General features: G+C 54.2%; 15 protein-coding genes. 12 read left to right on the top strand and 3 right to left on the bottom strand.

Going from position 1 to position 20,639, the window contains the following annotated elements; translation table 11 throughout:
* The first annotated feature begins 20 nt into the window (after positions 1-20).
* The 5 genes from FOE74_RS08025 (at position 21) to FOE74_RS08005 (ending at position 8,229) form a co-directional block, all read left to right on the top strand.
* A complete protein-coding gene (locus tag FOE74_RS08025) occupies positions 21-2,063 on the top strand; it encodes a thioredoxin domain-containing protein (RefSeq protein ID WP_149098062.1) in 2,043 nt (680 codons plus the stop codon).
* Positions 2,064-2,219: 156 nt separating this feature from the next.
* Entirely contained in the window at positions 2,220-2,681 is a 462-nt protein-coding gene (locus FOE74_RS08020) for a hypothetical protein (protein ID WP_149098061.1), read from the top strand.
* Between the two features lie 54 nt (positions 2,682-2,735).
* Positions 2,736-5,270 carry a replication restart helicase PriA gene (priA, locus tag FOE74_RS08015; protein WP_188686508.1) on the top strand — a complete coding sequence of 845 codons (2,535 nt, stop codon included), beginning with the start codon at positions 2,736-2,738 and terminating at the stop codon, positions 5,268-5,270.
* Positions 5,271-6,301: 1,031 nt separating this feature from the next.
* Positions 6,302-6,724 (top strand): hypothetical protein, encoded by a 423-nt coding sequence (locus tag FOE74_RS08010; protein WP_149098060.1) that lies wholly within the window; start codon positions 6,302-6,304, stop codon positions 6,722-6,724.
* A gap of 1,163 nt (positions 6,725-7,887) precedes the next feature.
* Complete coding sequence (locus FOE74_RS08005) at positions 7,888-8,229, top strand: Rieske (2Fe-2S) protein (protein ID WP_149098059.1); 342 nt, start codon at positions 7,888-7,890, stop codon at positions 8,227-8,229.
* Between the two features lie 114 nt (positions 8,230-8,343).
* Here the strand turns inward: FOE74_RS08005 and FOE74_RS08000 are convergent, their stop codons facing one another.
* Both FOE74_RS08000 and FOE74_RS07995 read right to left on the bottom strand, forming a co-directional pair.
* A complete protein-coding gene (locus FOE74_RS08000; protein WP_149098058.1) occupies positions 8,344-9,801 on the bottom strand; it encodes a PQQ-dependent sugar dehydrogenase in 1,458 nt (485 codons plus the stop codon).
* 163 nt (positions 9,802-9,964) lie between these two features.
* Positions 9,965-12,505, bottom strand: coding sequence for a M14 family metallopeptidase (locus tag FOE74_RS07995; protein ID WP_149098057.1), 2,541 nt, complete (start codon positions 12,503-12,505; stop codon positions 9,965-9,967).
* 318 nt (positions 12,506-12,823) lie between these two features.
* Between FOE74_RS07995 and FOE74_RS07990 the strand changes: the two genes are divergently transcribed.
* From FOE74_RS07990 to FOE74_RS07980, 3 genes are all read left to right on the top strand, one after another.
* Positions 12,824-13,564 (top strand): hypothetical protein, encoded by a 741-nt coding sequence (locus FOE74_RS07990; RefSeq protein ID WP_149098056.1) that lies wholly within the window; start codon positions 12,824-12,826, stop codon positions 13,562-13,564.
* Positions 13,565-13,672: 108 nt separating this feature from the next.
* Positions 13,673-15,547: a CocE/NonD family hydrolase gene (locus tag FOE74_RS07985; RefSeq protein ID WP_149098055.1), complete on the top strand. Its 1,875-nt coding sequence runs from the start codon at positions 13,673-13,675 to the stop codon at positions 15,545-15,547.
* Positions 15,548-15,786: 239 nt separating this feature from the next.
* Positions 15,787-16,515 carry a hypothetical protein gene (locus tag FOE74_RS07980; RefSeq protein ID WP_149098054.1) on the top strand — a complete coding sequence of 243 codons (729 nt, stop codon included), beginning with the start codon at positions 15,787-15,789 and terminating at the stop codon, positions 16,513-16,515.
* 161 nt (positions 16,516-16,676) lie between these two features.
* Here FOE74_RS07980 and FOE74_RS21190 read toward each other — a convergent pair whose 3' ends face one another.
* Positions 16,677-17,078, bottom strand: a complete 402-nt coding sequence (locus FOE74_RS21190) for a hypothetical protein (protein ID WP_192576598.1) — start codon at positions 17,076-17,078, stop codon at positions 16,677-16,679.
* Between FOE74_RS21190 and FOE74_RS07975 the strand changes: the two genes are divergently transcribed.
* From FOE74_RS07975 to FOE74_RS07960, 4 genes are all read left to right on the top strand, one after another.
* Positions 17,038-17,409: a hypothetical protein gene (locus FOE74_RS07975; protein ID WP_149098053.1), complete on the top strand. Its 372-nt coding sequence runs from the start codon at positions 17,038-17,040 to the stop codon at positions 17,407-17,409. The genes FOE74_RS21190 and FOE74_RS07975 overlap by 41 nt on opposite strands.
* A gap of 90 nt (positions 17,410-17,499) precedes the next feature.
* A complete protein-coding gene (locus FOE74_RS07970) occupies positions 17,500-18,426 on the top strand; it encodes a hypothetical protein (protein ID WP_149098052.1) in 927 nt (308 codons plus the stop codon).
* 15 nt (positions 18,427-18,441) lie between these two features.
* Positions 18,442-19,116: a response regulator transcription factor gene (locus FOE74_RS07965; RefSeq protein WP_149098051.1), complete on the top strand. Its 675-nt coding sequence runs from the start codon at positions 18,442-18,444 to the stop codon at positions 19,114-19,116.
* A gap of 119 nt (positions 19,117-19,235) precedes the next feature.
* On the top strand, positions 19,236-20,603 hold the full coding sequence (locus FOE74_RS07960; RefSeq protein WP_149098050.1) for a sensor histidine kinase: 1,368 nt from the start codon (positions 19,236-19,238) through the stop codon (positions 20,601-20,603).
* Positions 20,604-20,639 lie beyond the last annotated feature (36 nt).

Raw genomic sequence — 20,639 nt, 5'->3', positions numbered from 1 at the left:
TCTCCACTTGCTCTTGAACCATGGAAAAGAAGCCTAACCGCCTTGCGCAGGAATCCAGCCCGTACCTGTTGCAGCACGCCTATAACCCTGTGCACTGGTTCCCCTGGGGTCCTGAAGCCCTGCAGAAAGCTCAAGACGAGCAGAAACCCATCCTGGTCAGCATCGGCTATGCCGCCTGCCATTGGTGCCACGTGATGGAGCATGAGTCTTTTGAGCAGGAAGAGATTGCCCAGGTCATGAACCAGCACTTTGTCTGCATCAAGGTAGACCGCGAAGAACGGCCCGATGTGGACCAGGTCTACATGGATGCGGTACAGGCCATGGGCGTACAAGGTGGCTGGCCGCTCAATGTCTTCCTGAACCCAGACGCCAAGCCTTTCTACGGCGGCACCTATTACCCGCCCCAGACCTGGCGGCAGCTCTTGCAAAGCATTGCCCAGGCCTATATTAAAAGCCGAAAGGAGCTGGACACCTCTGCAGAGCAGTTCGCGCAGCACTTGAACCAAAGCGAATTGGCCCGGTATGGGCTGCGGGAAAGCAATCCAGCCGTGAACGCAGCAGATCTGGAGCAAATGTTCCAGCGCCTGAAAAGCCGTTTTGACCTGAAAAGAGGCGGTACGGGCGAAGCTCCCAAGTTCCCTATGCCCAGCATCTGGCGCTTCCTGCTTCGTTACTACCACCATAGCCAAGATCCTGCGGCCCTGGAACAAGTGAACCTCACCCTGGAGGAAATAGCCTTGGGGGGCATCTATGACCAGGTGGGCGGCGGGTTTGCCCGGTATTCCACAGACCCTCACTGGCTGGTGCCGCATTTTGAGAAGATGCTGTATGATAACGCGCAGTTGATCAGCCTGTACGCCGAGGCCTACCAGGTCACCCGCAACGATCTGTACCGGCAAGTGGTCCTGGACACCGTGGCCTTCGTGGAGCGGGAACTGACCCACCCAGACGGCGGCTTCTATTCGTCATTGGATGCGGACAGCGAAGGCGAGGAAGGCAAATTCTACGTATTCACGCAAGCCGAACTAAACGGGCTTTTAGGCGAACAAGCCGAACTGGCCAGCCACTACTACAACACCTCCGCCGCCGGTAACTGGGAGCACGGCGTGAATATCCTGCACCGCCGCCAAACCGATGAAGCCTTCGCCGCCGACCAGGGGCTTTCAGTGGAGGAATTGCAGGAACGCGTGCAGCATTGGAAAGACATCCTGCTCCAAGCCAGGGCGCAACGGGTGCGACCAGGTCTGGATGACAAAATCCTCACCTCGTGGAACGCTCTCATGGTCACCGGGCTTACTGATGCTTACAAAGCTTTCCAGGAGCCTAAATTGCTGGAGCTTGCCTGCACCAACGCCCATTTCCTGCTGCAGTACCTGAAACAAGGGAACCAGCTGTTCCACAACTACAAAGCCGGCAAAGCCACCGTGGCCGGTTTCCTGGAAGACTATGCCCTCCTGATCCAGGCTTTGATTGGCCTTTACCAGGTCACGTTTGAGGAAAAATGGCTCAAAGAAGCCCGCCTCCTTACCCAGGAAACCCTCACCCACTTCTTTGACCCACAGGAGGAGCTTTTCTTCTTCACCGGCGCTACCGGCGAGCAGCTGATTGCCCGCAAGAAAGAGCTTTTTGACAACGTCATACCCGCCTCTAACTCAGTCATGGCTATGAACCTGCACTTGCTGGGCCTTTACTTCGACAAAGACCAACATAGCCACCTGTCAGAGAAGATGCTGGCCAGGGTGCGTGACCTGGTGGTGCAGGAGCCGTCTCATCTGGCCAACTGGGCAAGCCTATACTACCTGAAGGTGCAGCCTGCCGCTGAGGTGGCTATCATTGGTCCAGAGGCCCCCTCTTTCCGGAACCTGTTGCACCAGCACTTTTTACCTAATGTCTTACTAGCCGGGACGAAAGAAGCAGGAAACTCGGGCTTGCCTTTATTAGAAGACCGGTATGCGCAGGACGGGAACACCACGCTGTACGTGTGCGTCCAGAAGACCTGCCAACTACCGGTGCAGACCGTGGCTGCCGCCCTGGAGCAGATAGGAACCCTGACCAAAAGGTAAGGCAGTGGCTTTCAATAAAATTCACCAACCCACTGGAAAGGGTAATTAAGGGGTGTTTTTCAGAAAATATCCTGAAAACGTTTTTTTTCTGCTAAGTTTAGAACTGCCCGGGGGCAATTGCTGTTGCTCCTCCAGAACCTAAACCCATTCCTTTTCGTGAAGAAGTTACTCATACTAGGGGCCGTCACCTTGGCCTTTGCCGCCACTGCCTCGGCCCAGAACGGAGACGGTTATTGGAAACGCCTGCAGAAATCCCATCCTGAGACCACCCTGGAAGCCCTGCAAAGCACCACGCCCGCCGTTTCCCAAGTCCCCTCTGGCCAGACCAGTCTTCCGGCCTGCCGGTTGTCGCTGGTTTATGAAGGGAAAACCCGCAACATCACTTTGGAGAACATCCAGCGCATGAAGCAGAAGGGCTTCAAACCCGCAGACATCCGCCAGTACCGCAAAGAGATGCTGTTCACCTCGGCAGACAAAGAAGTGTGGCTGCCGGTGAAATCCATTTTGGTGGAGCAACTGGAGCTGGAGGTGCGCGAAGACGAGCCTGTGTTGCTGTACGCTACCGTGCTCCAGGACAACCAATTGACCTTATTGGTGGAAGACTACCAAGTGAAGTAAGAAAGCCTTCCGTTTCCGGCCTGTTTTTCCGAACTTTGGCCTAAACCGGACGCTTTGACACCAGAATTAGAATTCCATATTCCTGCTGATGACGTCCATGAACGGGTAACCCTGTTTGCGGACGTCATTTTACCTTTACCCTTACCCAAACTCTACACCTACCGGGTACCTTACCAGATGAGCGATGAAGTGCTGGTAGGCGCCCGCGTGCTGGTACAGTTCGGGTCTAAGAAAGTACTCAGCTGTGTGGTGGCACGTATCCATGAGGAGCCGCCCAAAGAATACCAGGCCAAATACCTGCTGGAAGTCATTGACGAGAAGCCCGTGGTCACCGGCCCACAACTCCGTCTTTTCCTCTGGATGGCTGAGTATTACCTCTGCACCCTGGGCGAAGTCATCAACGCGGCCCTTCCCTCGGCTTTGAAACTCAGCAGTGAGTCTCAGATCCAGCTGCACCCCCAGTTCCAGGCAGAAACGAACGAGTGGCCCCTCACGGCCCACGAGGAGAAAATCCTCTTCGCCCTGCGCCAGAAGCCCCACCTCACCTTCACCGAGGTTGGCCAGCTCCTGCAGCTCACCAGCTTCCATAAGATCATCAAATCCCTGCTCCTCAAAGACATCATCATCATCTATGAGGAGATCGCGGAGAAATACGCACCTAAAGTAGTCAAGAAGGTACGGCTGGCTTCTTCCTTCACCACCGACGAGGAAACGCTGGAAGAACTGTTCAACCAGTTGGCGCCCAAGCCCAAGCAACTGGATGTGCTGCTCAAATACGTGCAACTCACGCCCATTCTGCAAAACCTGCGCATGAATGAAGAGGGCCTGGAGAAAAACGTGCTCACCTCTAACCCGCACCTGTCTTTGTCGGCGATCAATTCCCTTCTCAAGAAAGGGGTGCTGGAGCAGTTTGACATGGTAGTGAGCCGCTTCCCCATGGCTGAAGGCCGGGGCCCGTACCTGGCGTCTGACCTCTCGCCCGCCCAGGCCCTGGCCCGCGACCAGGTGCTGGAGATTTTTGAAGAGAAAAGCACGGTGCTGTTGCACGGCATCACGGGCAGCGGCAAGACCGAGATTTACATTGACCTGATCAACAAAGCGGTAGAGGCAGGCGGTCAGGTTTTGTACCTGCTCCCGGAGATCGCGCTCACCGCTCAGATCGTGACGCGCCTCAAGCGCGTTTTCGGGGACCGGTTGGGCGTGTACCATTCCAAGTTCTCTGACAATGAGCGCGTGGAAGTCTGGAACGGCATCTTGTCAGGTCGGTTCCAGGTGGTAGTGGGCGTGCGGTCATCGGTGTTTCTCCCGTTCCACTCGCTTTCGCTTATCATTGTGGACGAGGAGCATGAACCGTCTTACAAACAGCACGAACCGGCGCCGCGCTACAACGCCCGCGAGGTGGCCTTCATGATGGCCCAGTTCCAGGGCGCCAAGACCCTGCTGGGGTCGGCTACGCCGTCAGTGGAGACGTATTACCATTGCCAGAGCGGCCGCTGGGGGCTGGTGAACCTGCTGGAACGCTACGGCGAGGCTACCCTGCCCCAGGTGGAACTGGTAGACACCCGGCAGGAAAGCCTGCGCAAGAACATGCTCAGCCATTTCTCTAACCGCCTGGTGCATGACATAGAAGACACCCTGCACCGCCATGAGCAGGTGATCCTGTTCCAGAACCGGCGGGGCTACGCCCCCTTCATTGACTGCAATGACTGCGCCTGGATTCCCAAGTGCCGCAATTGCGCCGTGAGTTTGTCATACCACAAGTTCTCCAATGAGCTTAGGTGCCATTACTGCGGCTACACCGAACGGAAGCCCACCGACTGCCCCGCCTGCGGCTCTACCATGCTCAAGACAGTAGGCTTCGGTACGGAGAAGATAGAGGATGAACTGAAGCTGATCATGCCCCAGGCTCGTATCCAGCGCATGGACCTGGACACCACCAAAAAGAAGAACAGCCACCAGCAAATTATTGAGGATTTTGAGCAGCAGCGCACCGATATTCTGGTAGGCACCCAAATGGTGACCAAGGGCCTGGACTTTGAGCACGTGAGCCTGGTAGGCATCCTCAGCGCCGACAGCATCATCCACTTTCCTGATTTCAGGGCCCATGAACGAGCCTACCAGCTCTTTGTGCAGGTAAGTGGAAGGGCCGGCCGGAAAGGAAACAAAGGCAAAGTCCTTATCCAGACCGCCAACCCCAACCAACCTATTTTTCAGCGGGTCATTGAAAATGATTACGCCGGGCTTTTTGAGCAGGAAATCAAAGACCGCCAAAAATTCCGATACCCCCCTTTCGTACGCATGATCAGGCTTACCGTAAAACACCCAGAGGCAAGACCATGTGAAGGCGCCGCTATCTTACTGGCTAAGGAACTGACCGACCGCTTAGGCAAAACCAGCGTATTAGGCCCCGAGGCCCCGCATATCTTCAAGATCAGGAACCAGTTCCTGCAGGAAATCCATGTGAAACTAGACCGCGAAAGCGGCCACTTGCGCGAGTCAAAGGCGCAGGTGCTTGATGCGGTGCAGACGCTGCTTAAAACGAAAGAATTTAAACAGGTGCGGGTGGTCATTGACGTAGACCCTTCTTAACCCTGTCCTATCCCATAGTATTTTATAACCGTTTAGGGGCTGCTTTTAGTAAAACAGACCCTAAACGGTTTTCTTTTCATGTTCTTGTCAGCCTCATCATATGTTTGCCAGACTCAGCCTGCTCCTTTGCCTAGCATTAGCCTATACAGGGGAACAGGCTGAGTCTTGGGGTGTCCTGGCATTCCATTTCAGAGTCCTCTTACAAGAAAACCTCCTGAAGCTATCCCTTGAATTCGGATGACACTAGTAGGGGAAACCCAGACTTTGGAATCCTTTTCCAGCAGACGCCAAAGCCTCTTATAAGATTCTATGAGCCTTGTTACCGTCTCTTGTTCCGCTTTTAGGTCTTGAAGTAGGGTACGTCATATGTCCCCCCCTTTGAAGGGGCAGGGCTGCAAAGTTCTAAATATATAGCTAGTTCAAGTTTCTAACTTGGACTTAAAATGAACTGAAGTTTGAAACTTCAGTGAGGCGAAAGCCTCAAACTATGTAAGAATGAGAATGGACTTCACCCCACCTTACCCCTTCAAAGTAGAACATAACGGCCTTATCCCTTTAAAAGGGGGATAGAGGGATGACCAAAGCGCAAGAAGAACCATTAGTACCTTTAATGGCAAGCGTGATACAAGATCTAGGGAATGGCTGATCGGCAAGAGTCATTATCTCCCTACCCCTCCAAAGGGGGACGGAATGTGGGCGTATACCCGCCTGTTATCACCGCAGTATCTAAGCTCCTCCTTTAGGTCAGAAGCCCGCTCTGAACCGCATCTAGGATTCTGGTTTACAGACCGGAACTCTTTATGGAGCCTTTTCAAAAAAACAGGCGCAAAATACCATCTTTTTTACCCTTCAAAAGCGCTACTTCAGGGGCTACTTCTCAAGCTTCATCCTCATTTTCTGCGTTTTAACAAAAATTTAACGGATTCCCAAGCAACGTATTCCCCAATTGTGCATCTATATAATCAAAAGGGCTCTCCTTTTAACAGGCAAGTTCTTCTATGAATGTTTAAACTTTTTAATTTATAAAAATCATGAAAACACGTTTCATTTCCGCCTTTTTTACCATTTGCTTCCTGGTTAGCCTGGCACCTGCCTTTGGGGGCACTACGCCCAGCAGTCCCGCTTCCCGCACTTCTAAAGTCTTCAAGCAAGTACTGAAAACCGACCACCTCCGCATTCTGTCCTTGGAGTTGAAACCGGGTGAGTTCCTGGATTTCCATGCCTCGCCGGAACAGGAAGCCTATGCCGCCTCAGATGGAACCCTCAAGTTGGTGACTCCAGATGGGCAAGAGAAAACCATTGCCGTGAAAACAGGTGACCGCTTATGGACCGACCTGACCCATTTCAAAAACTGGAACGCCGGAGAGAAAACCTTGAAAATAATGGTCCTGGAGCAACCCAGACAGGTGGAAGAAAAAAAATCTTATTTTTCTTTCCTCTCCTCTAAACCTTAAGGGGTTACCTCCGTTTAAATACTTACATTCACACTCTATTTCAGCTTAAAAGTAGTCTTATTCTATCCGCTTGCGCTCTGGTAATAGACTACTTTTAAGCACTTTTTTTTTACCTCCTTTTTTAGCCATTCTCTCCAGAATGGCTTTTCTTTTGCCCTCTACACCAAACCTGCTCTCCGATGAATTTATTCAGGACGATCCGTATAAACCCGGTTCACTCCTTCTTTTGCGGGGTTCAGCCAGAGAATGGCCTGCTTCCTCTGGTATAGGTTGCCAAAGGCCCTGGCAAAGGCCAACTTTGTACCATCAACCAGGCAGAAAGGCCTCTCTCAAGGGAGAGGACACAGGTTTAAGACCGGCTGCCCCGTTGACCGCTGATGAAGGTCAGCCTCTTCAAAAGAATTTAGGTTTTGTTTGTTAGTTTGGTGTAAGGGGCCCGGTTTTTCCGGGCTTTTTCATTTGCTTCCCATCCGGTGGAAGGAAGTTGATGAACGGCGTTAGCTGCTGACTGGGTTTTCAAGATTGTCTGGCTCCTCGTTTACCACTTGCCACCCCAACAAGGCTGGCTAATAGAAATTCCCAGAAGAGCTTTCCTTTTCATACGCCTTCATCCTGCTTGAAAAATTGCTAAATGCCCTTCAGATAACGGAAACTGAAATAATTACACTTTTCAGGATTCCGCTCCATTTTCGTCAGACAAGCAATTATTTTTGCCCTATTCCACAATATAAAACTCTCTTTTTCGTAAGAATGGGCACTTTTTTTACACCTTTTGAAGAAGAACCTTTCTTTTTGGAATTGGTTTCAGCGGCTTGGTGAATGGGTTCATTCCTGCTACTTCCACTTCACTCCGTGTTTATCTGAGTTCAGGCAGGAAAAGGCCTGTTTCCTCTCATTGAGGTTGCCGATGGGGCAAAGTCCCTGCATCTTTGTATCACTAAACAAGACCACAGCTCCTGATTCCCTCTCAGCCAGCTGCTTTCCCCGGATCTTGTTTAGCATTTAGGTTTGTTTAAAAGTTTTGTTTGTTAGTTTGGTGTAAGGGGCCCGGTTTTTCCGGGCTTTTTCATTTTACAGCCTTTCTAACTTTTCCCCATTGTTTCTCCCCACTTTTTAGGAAATTACCGCCAAAACAGGTTTCTCCTTTCCGCGTACGCACTTCTATGCAATGGATCAAACTCTTTGACAGTGAAGCCGAGGCTAAAAGCCAGGTGCCGCTCACCCGTTCCAAAGCCGTGATGGCGGCCGGACGGGAAATCTGCGTGGCCCACACCCCAGCCGGGCTTTTTGCGGTGGAGAACCTGTGCCCGCACCTGGGCGATGCCCTTAGCCGGGGTACCACCAATTACCTGAACGAAATCATCTGCCCCTGGCACAGCTATCGGTTTCACCTGATCACCGGTGAAGAATGCAAAGGCCGCACCCGCCCCCTCACCCGCTTCCCGTTAGAAACCCGCGAAGACGGCGTCTACGTGCAGGTGCCTAGCACCGCGCCTGAAAGTTGACGCTGCGGCCTGCGTTCTACTGGCCCTTATAAAAAGGCCCTTGCGCTTTGGGTGCGTTTTCTAAAAAACACCGCCAAAGCGCAAGGGCCTCTTCTTGTTAGAACTTCTACTTCTTTATTGGGAAACAGGCACCAACCGGTAGATCGCACCGGGTTTTTCCACTGCCACGTAGACATAGCCATCGGGACTCACGCGTACGTCCCTGATCCGGCCAATGTCCTGTAAGAGCCGTTCTTCTCTCACTATTTTGTTTCCGTCTACTTCCAGCCGGCTCAGGAATTTGAAACTGAGCGACCCTACCAACAGACTTCCTTCCCAGCCTTTGTAGCGGCCTCCGGTGACAAAGGCCATACCAGACGGGGCAATGGACGGCACCCAGATCTTAATAGGGTCGGTGATGCCTTCTTTTTGTTTTAGGTCAGAGATGATGGAACCGTTGTAGTCAATGCCGTGGGTCACCTCGGCCCAGCCGTAATTAGCGCCTTTTTTCACAATGTTCACCTCATCGCCGCCTTTGGGGCCGTGCTCATGGAGCCAAAGGTCACCTGTGGCGGGGTTCACGGCCATTCCCTGGGCATTCCGGTTCCCGAAGGTATAGATGGAGGGCAAGGCATCTGCCTGCTTCACAAAGGGGTTATCTGCGGGAATAGAGCCGTCTTCTTTGATTCGGTGGGTTTTGCCGGCGTGCACCCCCAGGTTCTGCGGGTTGATTTTGGTGCCGCCTCTATCGCCCATGGTGAAATACAGGTACCCGTCGCGCCCGAATTCTATGCGGCTGCCGTAGTGGTGGCGGGTTCTGGCCCAAGGCTGCGCCTCAAAGATAACTTTCTGGTCTGCCAGGGTGTTCCCGTCCAGGCGCGCGCGCATAAGGGCCGTGGTAGAGAGCGTTTGCCCGCCGTCTTTCTTCACCGCCGAGTACGACAGGAAAACCAGGTTGTTCTTAGCGAAGTTGGGGTGCAGCTTCACGTCCAGCAAGCCGCCCTGGCCCTGCGCCAGCACTTCGGGCGTACCCGCTACCTTCTGTAGTTGGCGGTCTTTGGTAAACCGGTACAGGGTTCCGCCGCGCTCGGTGACAAGCATGTCGCCGTTGGGCAAAAAGGCCATGGCCCAGGGCACGTCCAGTCCGGTGAGCACGGTGTCCAGCTGAAAGCTGAGTTTCTCTGACCGCGAGGTGTTGACGTTCGCCTTGGCTTCCGGTTTTCCGCGCTGCGCCACAATGCCCTCTCTGATGTAGCTCACTAAGTGCTGAATTTCCTGGTCGGTGAAAGTAGTCGCGTAAGCGGGCATGCCTTGGTTGGGGTAGCCGTGCTTGATGCCTTTGAACAAGGCTTCCGGCGAATCACCGTGTTGCCACTTCCGGTTCACAAAGGTTTCCAGGTCACGGCCGTGGCAGCCCCCGCAGTAGTTGGTGTAGTTGGTGCGCGCTTTGGTAAGGTCAGCGCCGGCCAGCAGTTGCTCCCCTACTATTTCCTCACCTGGTTTAGCACCCGAGGAAGTGGTTTTCTTTGTGCAATTGGTAAACACGGCAAGACCTAGCAGAAAGGCCGAGGCGAGGAAACGGGATGATCGCATAAGTTTCGGGTTATCTTTTAACAAGCTTACTCTATAAATCTAATTTTGATTCACAGTACTACCAAACTAGCTTCTTCTTTTGGAGCCATTTTCTCAAAAAAGGCCTCAAAAACAAGAGCGCCCACCAAAGGCGGGCGCTCTATAAAAAGCTAAAAGGTAGCTTCTACTGGCCAACCAGAAATACGGCGTTGCCGAACAGCAGTTTACCGCCTTGCCAGAAACCTCTGAACAGCGGGTTGTCTACCAGGTAGACCACCTGGCCACGGCCCAGGTCCTGCACGCCCAACACCAGACCGTTCTGCAGGTTGTTCTGGACTTTTGACCCAACAAACCCGGTGACCGGGGGCTCCTCTTTCACTACGCCCACGTTCCAGGCATCTTTCATGAAGTGCGGCAAGGTGCTGGTTCTCACCAGGGCAGAATAGGTTTTACCGTACCCAAAGGCCAAGGGATGGGTATTATCCAGGTTGATTCGGAACACGCTGCCCTGCACTTCCTCAGAGATGGATTCGCGCTCGCGGTTCCCGTACTTTTTGAGGTCTTCGGCCGTAGGGGCTTTTTTAGAGGTAGTGGTATCAGTCGTTTTCTTTTTGACGGCGAAATCTGGCTTATCGGCTAAAAACGTCACGGCATTTTCCATAGCAATAAGTTTCCCGCCGGCCCTTACCCAGTCTTTCACTTTATTGAGGGTCTTCTCTTCCAGAATGCGGGTGTAAGAACCGGTAGGCAGAATAAGCACGTCAAATTCATGCAGCGGCACATTGGCGAAATAATCACCGCCCAGCACGGTCACCGGGTAGCCTACCTGCTGCTCAAAGTAATGCCAGATCTCCCCAAACCCGTAAGGCGATACGCCTTCGCCTGTCAACAAGGCCACCCGTGGGGCTTTCACGTACCGGATGCTCCGTGACCCGAAATCAGACCCGGTGGTCACGAAACCCGTGGCGGTGGAGGCCAGCTTGATACCCAAAGAATCCGCAGCACGGGTCACCAGTTGGTCAAACTTGGGGCCCAGGCCTTCGTTCCCGGTACGGGTGATGATGAGGGTACCGGGGGCGTATTTCACGTTGTTCTGCTCAAAAGGCACCTCAGAATACCGCACCCGCACTTTAGCCTGCAAGAGAGCCGCCATGAATTTGAGGTCCTGGATACCATTCCAGGGCGCAATGTAGGCATAGGTGGCGGGCGCTGGGGTATTGGTCACCGGGGCGGCTGGCTTAGCCTCCGTGAAGGAAATGCGGTTCGTGAAGGCGGCTCCTTTCAGGCCGTACGCATAAGGCAAGGACCAGGCCGTGATGTCATAGGTCACGGAGTCTTCCAGGCGGGCCGCAGGCTCAAACAGCACGTTCAAGAGCGTGGACTTCGGCTGGAAGGCGCTGATCACCAGATCACCGCTCTCGTATTTAACCGACTCGGTTTTGCCGGTCTGGTAGTTGAAGCCTTTGCTGCTGCCCGAGGACTTGGCGTATCCGTACCTGATCTGCTGGCGGTCCAGGTACTGGGTCAGGTCTTTGAGGCGGCCTTCCTCGCCCTTCGCCTTGAACACGTAGCTCCGGTACTGCCCGAAGGGCTTGCTCTGGGCATCTGCGTAAAATTTCCGGAACTCCTTCACCACCTGGTCTGCCTTGTCGGACATGGCCTCCACCGTGGCCAGGCTGGCGGCGTGGTGGTGGGCAATGCGCTGGCTCAGGGTAAGGCTGTCTCCGTCGGCTTTCTGGATCACCACGCCCGCGCGGCCTGAGCCGCCCTGCTCATAGGTCATGGCAATGGCGCCCTGGTACGTGGGCCAAGTGTCGCCGTAGCTGGGGTAGAACAGGTCAAAGCTCTCCCGCGTGAAGTACAGCCAGTTGTTCTTGTCAAAGTACTTGCGGTTGTAGTCGCCAATAAAATTCTGGGCCTCGCGCTGCCAGGGCGTGATGGCGTCATGGTAGGGCTTCGCCGATGGCGCGAAGTAATACGGGTTGTCTACCGCCTGCTCATGGAAATCAGCGTGCAACTGGGGCATCCATTGGTTGTAAACCACGGCCCGCTGCTTTGATTCTATCTGCGTTTGCCAGGCCCAGTCGCGGTTCAGGTCAAAGAAATAGTGGTTGGGGCGTCCGCCGGGCCAGGGTTCCTGGTGTTCCCAGGCGTAGGGCGAGGCGTTGGGTTTCTGGTTGCGCACCCGGTTGTACCATTGGGTGTAGCGCTCGCGGCCATCGGGGTTCACGCAGGGGTCTAGAAGCACCACCGTGTTCTCCAGCCACTTCTGGGTCTGCGCGTTGTTGGGGTCTAACAAGTCAAAGAGCACCTGCAGCACGGCCTCAGAAGAGACCGACTCGTTTCCATGGATGTTGTAGCTGAGCCACACAATGGCCGGTTGCTTGCCGCCCGAAGGCTGTCCGTTCACCAGGCCGGTGTTCTTCAGGTTGTTCGCCTTGATTTCCTCCAGGCGCTGCATGTTGGCCGGCGAGGAGATAGTAGCCAGCAGCAAGGGTCTATTCTCATAAGTGTGGCCGTAGGTCTGCACCTGCATTTTGTTCTGATTCTGACTGGCCAGGTAGCGCACGTAGTCCACCATGCGAGCGTGGTAGGTGAACTGCTCCCCCAACGGGTAGCCCAGGAATTGCGCAGGCGTCTGCAGCGCCCCTTGGGCGAAAGCAGAAGACATCCCGAACAACAGCAGGCCCAGACACAGGGCTTGCTTGAAGAGTGGTTTCAACATAAGGTTTGGCTTGAATGGACTTCACCCTAGGGCGGAGCGTTTTCCAAAGTTCAAAAAAATAGCTGAAAGTATAAGGTGTCTTCCGCACGTTTTGCGGCCCTTCCCTGAAAAACGGGCCCAGAACCAGAAACTCCGGCTAAGGCCTAAGAAAGGGGCTCTTTCTGTCCTCCCCTTTCATAGTGTTCACAGAGAAAGAGGCCAGGTGAGCTAAATCTACTGGTATGAAAATATTTCGCCTTTGCAGGGTATTTTCAGAAAGCTACCGCAGGTAAGAACCCAGAAAACTTCCTTTCTTTGGGCTTTTATTGCAAAAACGCCATGCGCCGCAACTTCCGTTATCAAATCCGCCGGTGGCACCGGTACCTGGGCCTGTTGGCCGGCCTCCAATTCCTGGGCTGGACGGTGGGCGGCCTGTATTTCAGCTGGAGCAACATAGACGAAATCCACGGCGATTTCCAACGGCGCGAGGTACCGGCCATGACCTGGAGCCCCGGCTGGGTAAGCCCGGACAGTGTCCTGGCCAAACTTCCGGCGCAAAGCCATCTCCTGGACGTGAAAGTGGTGAACGTGCTGGGGAACCCCACCTACCAGGTCAAGTACCAGCCCCCCGCCGCCAAAGAAGTGCAGTACCAGTTAGCTGATGCCCGCACGGGCCAGCTGCGCCCCATGCTCTCGCGCCCCGAGGCCGTTCAGGTAGCCCAGGCGGCTTTTTTAGCCAACGTACCCGTCAAGCGCGTGGCCTACCTCACTGCCGCCAACCTCACCGGCCAGCATGAATACCGCGAGAGCCCCTTGCCTGCTTGGGCCGTGACCATGGATCATCCCTCGGGCACCACCGTGTACGTGGCCGCCGCCCTGGGCACCGTCACCAAATTCAGGAACGACAAATGGCGGGTCTTCGATTTCCTCTGGATGCTGCACACCATGGACTATCAGACCCGCGACCACATCGGTAATTGGCTCCTACGGGCCTTCTCCATTGCGGGCGTGCTCACGGTTCTCTCGGGCTTGGCGCTGTATGTTTCCAGTAGCCGGCTGCCGCGCCGGCGGGCCAGATAGGTTTCAGGGGCTTTTTGGAAAAATCGCCCTGAAACGGCGTTGCCTGCTGCGGGTGAATTCTCTAATTTGGCTTCGCCGATCTTCACCAACCTAACATACTTCCAACCTATGAAACTAAACCTCTGGCACTGGCTTTTGCTGGCCCTGTGGTGGCCTGCCCTTACGGCCTCTGCCCAAACCCTCTCAGATTCCGCCTACATTCGGGAAAACTACCAGAAAACGGAACACCAGGTGCCCATGCGTGACGGTACCAAGCTATTCACGGTGGTGTACGCGCCTAAAGACAAAAGCCAGAAATACCCCATCATGCTTAATCGTACGCCCTATTCCGTGGCCCCGTACGGCGAGGACAAGTACAAAACCAGCATGGGGCCTTCTACAGACATGCTGCGCGAAGGCTACATTTTCGCCTACCAGGATGTGCGGGGCAAGTACATGAGCGAGGGCGAGTTTGTGAACATGGCACCGCTCAAAGCCAAGAAAGGAAAGAAAGATATAGACGAAAGCACTGACACCTATGACGCCATTGCCTGGCTCGTGAAAAATGTACCCAACAACAACGGCCGCGTGGGCCAGTGGGGTATTTCGTATCCGGGGTACTACACCAGCGTGGGGTTGGTGGGCAGTCACCCGGCCTTGAAAGCCTCTTCGCCGCAGGCCCCGGTCACCGATTGGTTCTGGGACGATTTTCACCACCACGGGGCGTTCTTCCTGCCGCACGCGTTCAACTTCCTGGCCTCGTTTGGGCAGCCGCGCCCGCAGCCTTCGCCTACGGGTGGCCCCCGGTTCAACCACGGCACGCCAGACGGCTATGACTTCTTCCTGCGCCTGGGGCCCTTGTCTAACGCCAATGACCTGTACCTGAAAAATAACGTCTCCTTCTGGAACGACATCGTGCAGCACCCCAACTATGATTTCTTCTGGCAAGCCATGGACATCAGGCCGCACCTGAAGAACATCAAGCCCGCCGTGATGACGGTAGGCGGTTGGTTTGACGCCGAAAACCTATTTGGGGCGCTGGAAACGTACAAAACCATTGAGAAAAACAACCCCAACACGTACAACACCATTGTCATGGGCCCCTGGTTCCACGGCGGCTGGTCGCGGTCAGCAGGTGAGAACCTGGGCAAGGTCTCATTCCGGCAGAACACCTCAGAATTCTACCGGCCTAACATTGAGGCCAAGTTCTTCCGGCATTACCTCAAAGGTACTGGCAAAGGCACGCCGGGTCTGCCCGAAGCCTATATGTTCAACACCGGCGCGAACCAGTGGCGCGAATTTGCTGCCTGGCCGCCTAAAAACACACAGGAACGGATGTTGTACTTCGGGGCGAACGGGAAACTCAACTTTGAGCAGCCTGCCGCGGGCGGCACCGGTTTTGACGAATTCATCAGCGACCCTGCCAAACCAGTACCCTTCTCTGAGGAAACCACCACCGGCATGACCCGCGAGTACATGACCGATGACCAGCGCTTCGCCAGCCGCCGGCCCGATGTGCTGGTCTACCAAACCGACGTGCTCACCGATGACATCACCCTGGCGGGCGAGATCCTTTCGGCCCTGAACATCTCCACCACCGGCTCAGACGCGGATTGGGTGGTGAAACTGATTGACGTCTATCCAGACACCGCCCGGCAGAATGCGCACAACCCGGCCAACGTGAAAATGGGCGGCTACCAGCAGATGGTGCGCAGCGAGGTGATGCGCGGCCGCTTCCGGAACAGCTATGAGAAACCAGAGCCGTTCACGCCCAACCAGGTAACGCCGGTGAACGTGCCGCTGCAAGATGTGCTGCACACCTTCAAGAAAGGCCACCGCATCATGGTGCAGGTGCAGAGCACGTGGTTCCCGCTTGTAGACCGCAATCCGCAGAAATACGTGCCCAACATCTATGAGGCCAAAGCTGAGGACTATCAGAAAGCCACCCACCGAGTGTACCATACGCCGCAGCAGCCGTCTTATTTAAAGGTGAAGGTGCTGTAGTTCCTCATCCCCAGGTGATCAAACAGAAAAGCCGCTCTTTTAAAGAAGAGCGGCTTTTCTGTTTTGGGCTTGTTTTTTTTATAAGAGGGCCAAAACACCTGATCTACTTAGGCCTCAAAAAAAAAAATTTGGAAAATTTTTACCTGAAGGCCTTTCTTCATCTTCTCTTCATCTTGACAAGATAGTTTTGACGCAGTAATCCTTAAAAACGACCTCAAAACACTTAACCTTCCTCAGAGATGAAAAAGTTAACCTTCTTCGCCGCCGCCTTCTTAGCTGCTGTTTCTTCTTTTGCCCAAACTACGCCTACCACCACCAAAACCACCCATGGCACTACGGTGAGCACCACCGCCAAAGTGACCGTAGCCGGAGATGCTTCCGCCGATGGAGCCGGCAAGGGCGAGGCCGTAAGGGAAGTAGCCAAGGCCAAGGCAGATAAAACCAAAGCCCGTCAAGAAGAGGCCAGCACCCACCTGAAAGAAGAGGCCGCTGCCCAGAAAGAGGCTTCTAAAGCCCGTAAAGAAGAAGCCAAGGCCCAGAAAGCTGAAACCAAAGCTCAAACCAGAGAAACCCTGGAGGCCGCTGCCCAAACCCAGGCAGAACTAAAGGCAAAGGCCAAAGCCCGCCAGGAAGAAAACGAGCAGGCGGCCGAGCAAACCAAAGCCAACGTGAAGGTAAAAGCCAAGGCAGACGTGGAGGCGCGGAAGCATGAACAGGAAAACCACGGCCAAAACGTGAGCACGGTAGCCAAGGGAACCACTGAAACCGGGAAAGCGAAAGGCCAATTGGTGAAAGAAGCCGCCTCTGAGAAGCGTCAGAGAGCCGGGAGAGTGGGAGTAGAAACCGGTACTGCCACTAAGGTGAACTCCTCCGGCGCCCGCCGCGCAAAAGTTTCCACCGGTCTTTCTACCAAAGGCGTGAAACCAGTCAAAGTGAACGCCGGCGGACACGTAAAAGTAGGCCATTAATACCCCTTACCCAAGTCGCCTTTGCCAACGCAAAGGCGACTACATCTCCCCTTTCCTATTCTAACCTAACACATCTCCCCTATGAAACTTATCATCAGCGTTTGTTTTGTCATGAACTGGGTCTTGGCCACCTCGCAACCGGCGTATGGGCATCAGAGTGATCAGGTACCACCTCTTACCCTCAACCAACTGACCCCGCAGGTTTTCCTTTTCGTTTGATAATGTAATCTTTCAAAGCGGTTTAAGCCTTCTTTTAAAGAAAATAAACCAAAAGCAGGAACAGAAATTACCCCATCGTCAATTAAAATTTTCCCTAACTTGATTTCTTCATTATCTCTTCCTCTTTCAGTTGTAGCTTTGAAAGATAATTCATTAGCAATGTCTTCCCTGTTTATGAAAATCTGCCTCTCATTGGCACTTCTTGCTTTTTCTGCCGCTACAGCAGGAGCCCAGCCTGTGTTAGCCGCTGGCCCTGCCGCCAGGGAAACGCCTGGTTCCTTCCAGGGAACTAGCCTTTCCTCTATGGAAGCTGACTTAAAAGAGGCGGCAGCAGTACCAGCCACCTCACCCGCCGGAGCTGACCTGCCGTTTGGGCAGGAGAAACCCAGAAAGACCGGTAAAACGAAAGAGAGGGACACCCAAAAAAACCAGGAAGTAAAAGAGGTAGCCACCGCCAGACGCCAAGGAAAACCAGAGAAAGTAGCTTCTGAGGGCGCGAAAGAACTAGGCAGCAGAGGGTCGGCGGGCCGACCCCAAAGTGCGGCGCGCCCAGGCCGGGGTGCCGCGGCAGGAGCTATAAAAGCCGCCGGAAACGCCACTAAAGCGGTAAAGGCCGGAAAACCAGTCAAAGTTGGGGGCGTAGGGGTAGGCCGTATTAAAGTAGGGAAAAACTAAGCCAAGCCTGGGCCACCTGTTTCCCCGCCTCCTCCACCTAAATGACAGGACCATCACCCTCCCCTTTCCCAAGTTAAAAATACTACTCAGATGAAACCTTCCCTTGCAATCTGTTTCCTGCTTTCTTTTCTCCTAACCTTGCCCGCATTTGCCACGGAGAGCCCCACGGCTCCAGCCACTTCCTCCGTTGCCGCCCAAGACACGGCCTCCAAGAAAGGCTGGTGGACGGTGGGACTGGAAACAGCCAATAACGCTTCCTTCTTCGGGCGCAATACCGGCACGCAATACCCTTACGTGGCGGCTTCGCTCACCTATACCCACACCTCGGGGCTTTTTATCTCCGCTATGTCTTACCAATTGTTCAACACCGAGGATTTCATTGATGAGACCGATGTCTCAGCGGGCTATAGCTTCAAGGTAGGCGAACGGTTTGAAGGGGTGGTCAGCTACTCCCGCTTCTTCTTCGGGCCTAACACGCCCTTGGTGAAATCTGTGACGTCAAATGCGGCCACCGTGGGGGGCAGCTTGGACTGGAAATACCTTTTGACGGGCTTATCCGCCAGCTACATCTTCGGCGGCAGCAGCGACCTTTTCACCGTGCTGGACAATTCGCGCTACCTCCCCCTGCAAAACCTCTGGAAAGGCAAGAACCCGGTAGGCCTGGACCCTAAATTCACCATTATTGCCGGTACCCAGGAATTCTCGCAGACCCACACCACCGTCACAGAAAACAAGAAGAAAGGCCTGGGCAACGTACTGGACCCGCTGAACCCGCTGGGAAACGGCAAAGGCAATGGAAAAGGCAACGGAAACGGACAGACCACGACCACCACGACTACCAGCACCAGCAAACGGTTCAGGGTGCTGAACTACGCCATTACGGTGCCAGTGGTGTTCAGTCTGTACAACGTGGATATTGAACCCGCCTATCGGTTTTCGCTGCCGGTGAATAAACTGGAGGGCGATGAGTCCAAAGCCCAGTCCTTTGTTTCCCTAAACCTGAGCTATACGTTTTAACCACTACCCTTCCCTATGCACACCCTGATTGTAGAGGACGAGACCAGCCTGGCCACGGAGTTGATGCACTTTTTGGCGCAGGAACACTACATCTGTGACTGGGCCTCCAACGGGCGCGAAGCCTCTGAGAAAATAGCCGTGAACCGCTATGACTTCATCTTATTGGACTTGGGCCTTCCCGACTATGACGGTCTGGACCTGCTCCAGGAAACCAAGGCCATGGACCACGACCCGGCCATCATCATCCTCACCGCCCGCGGCGCCCTGGAAGACAGGATCAGGGGCCTGGGCCTGGGGGCCGATGACTACTTGCCCAAGCCTTTCTCTCTGCTGGAGTTGCAGGCCCGCATGCAGGCGGTCTTGCGCCGTAAGTTCAAGCTGAAATCCTCCTCGGTGGCGTTCCATGGGTTTGAGATAGACAGCAGCACCCGCCGCGTCACCTTTGGCGCCCAGGAGATTGTGCTCACCAAAAAGGAGTTCGACATCCTGCATTACCTGCTGTTGCACAAGAACCGCATTCTCACCCGCCTGCAACTCACCGAGCACATCTGGGGCAACCTGCTGGAAGACGACTATGACTCCAACTACATTGACGTGCACATCAAGAACCTCCGCAAGAAACTGTCTGCCCATGCCACCACCGATTGGCTGGAGACCGTACGCGGCGTAGGGTACCGGTTGACTGTATGATTTGTAGATGTGGAAATTTGGAGATTTGAAAATGTGAAAATTAATTCATCTCCAAATCTTCAAATCTCCTAATCTACCCATCTTCAAATCTTCAAATCTTCTCATCTACAAATCAATAAATGCGCTTACAGTCAAAACTTGCTCTTTTCAGCGCGGCCTCTAAGGTGATTATCCTGCTTTTGCTGGTGGTGGGGTTGCCGTTGTTGGTGAACAAGGTGGCCTTGCTCAACGCAGATGAGCGCCTGCTGCAGAAAGAGGCCAAGATGTACAAGATCATTGAGGAGCAGGGCATTGGTACCTTCATCACCGGCGAGACCGGCGATGCCTACGGTAGTTACAACCTGTTCCGGGAGGAGTTTATCTCGTTGGAGGAAATCTCTTCGGGAAAGGTGGTCAACAGCATTGAGAATAGCCTGCGCAAGGTAGACAATGAGATTGTGAAGTACCGGGTGCTTTCTTCCACCTTTGATCTGGGCGGTAAGCGGTACCTGCTGGAGATTGGCCGTTCCCTGGCTACCATTGAGAACAACAGCAAAACCCTGCAAGGCTATGCGCTTTACTTTCTGGCGGCCGTGGTCTTGCTGACCGTTTTCACTGATCTGGCCTTTAGCAAGATTCTGTTGCGCCCGCTCACGCTCATTGTGAAGCGTCTGCAGCGCGTGGAACACCCGAGCGCCTTCACCCCCAAAGACCTCAAAACCACCACCACCGACTTCCTGTACCTCAACAACACCATCAATGCCATGATGGGCCAGATCCAGGAAGCGTTCCAGAAGGAGAAAGAGTTTATAGGGAACGTGTCGCATGAGTTGCTGACCCCGGTTTCTATCCTGCAGTCGCGGCTGGAGAACCTGCTCTCTGACCCAGACACGCCAGATGCTATGCTGGAGAAACTGGTAGACAACCTGCGTACCCTGCACCGGCTCAAGAACATCATCCAGGCCCTGCTTTTGATCTCGCGCATTGAGAACGAGCAATACCTGCGCAATGAGAACGTAGACATTCCGCAACTGGCCCAGGAAGTAGCCGAAGAAATCAAGGAACGCGCGGAGGCCCGCGAGGTAAGCCTGCAGGTGGAGATGGAAGCCGACTACACCTTGGAAAAGGCGAACCAGTCTTTGCTGTTCACCATGCTCTTCAACGTGGTCAACAACGCCATCAAGTACAACAAGCCAGAAGGTACCATCCTGGTGAAAGGGCAGCCCTCAGCCCAGGGCTTTGAACTGTTGGTGAAAGACAGCGGCGTAGGCATTACCCAAGAGCAACTGCCCCACATCTTCAGCCGGTTTAAGCGGATGCACGCGCCAGACGGCGAAAGCCATGGCCTGGGTCTTACCATTGTGAACACCATTGCGCATTTCCACGGTATAGAGGTAGACGTGCAATCCCGCCATGGGGAGGAAACCACCTTCCGTTTCCGGTTCCCGAAAGCCAATCTTCCTGAATCGGTGGCCTTTTCAGGAAATTGGGCTCAAAACAGGGTCTGACCTGTACCCCTTGGTTCGGCCATCCGTACCTCCTAC

This window comes from Rufibacter glacialis (assembly GCF_008271745.1).
Classification (GTDB): Bacteria; Bacteroidota; Bacteroidia; order Cytophagales; family Hymenobacteraceae; genus Nibribacter; species Nibribacter glacialis.
The sequence above is the reverse complement of the archived record's forward strand: the minus strand, read 5'-3'. Positions and strand labels throughout refer to the sequence as shown.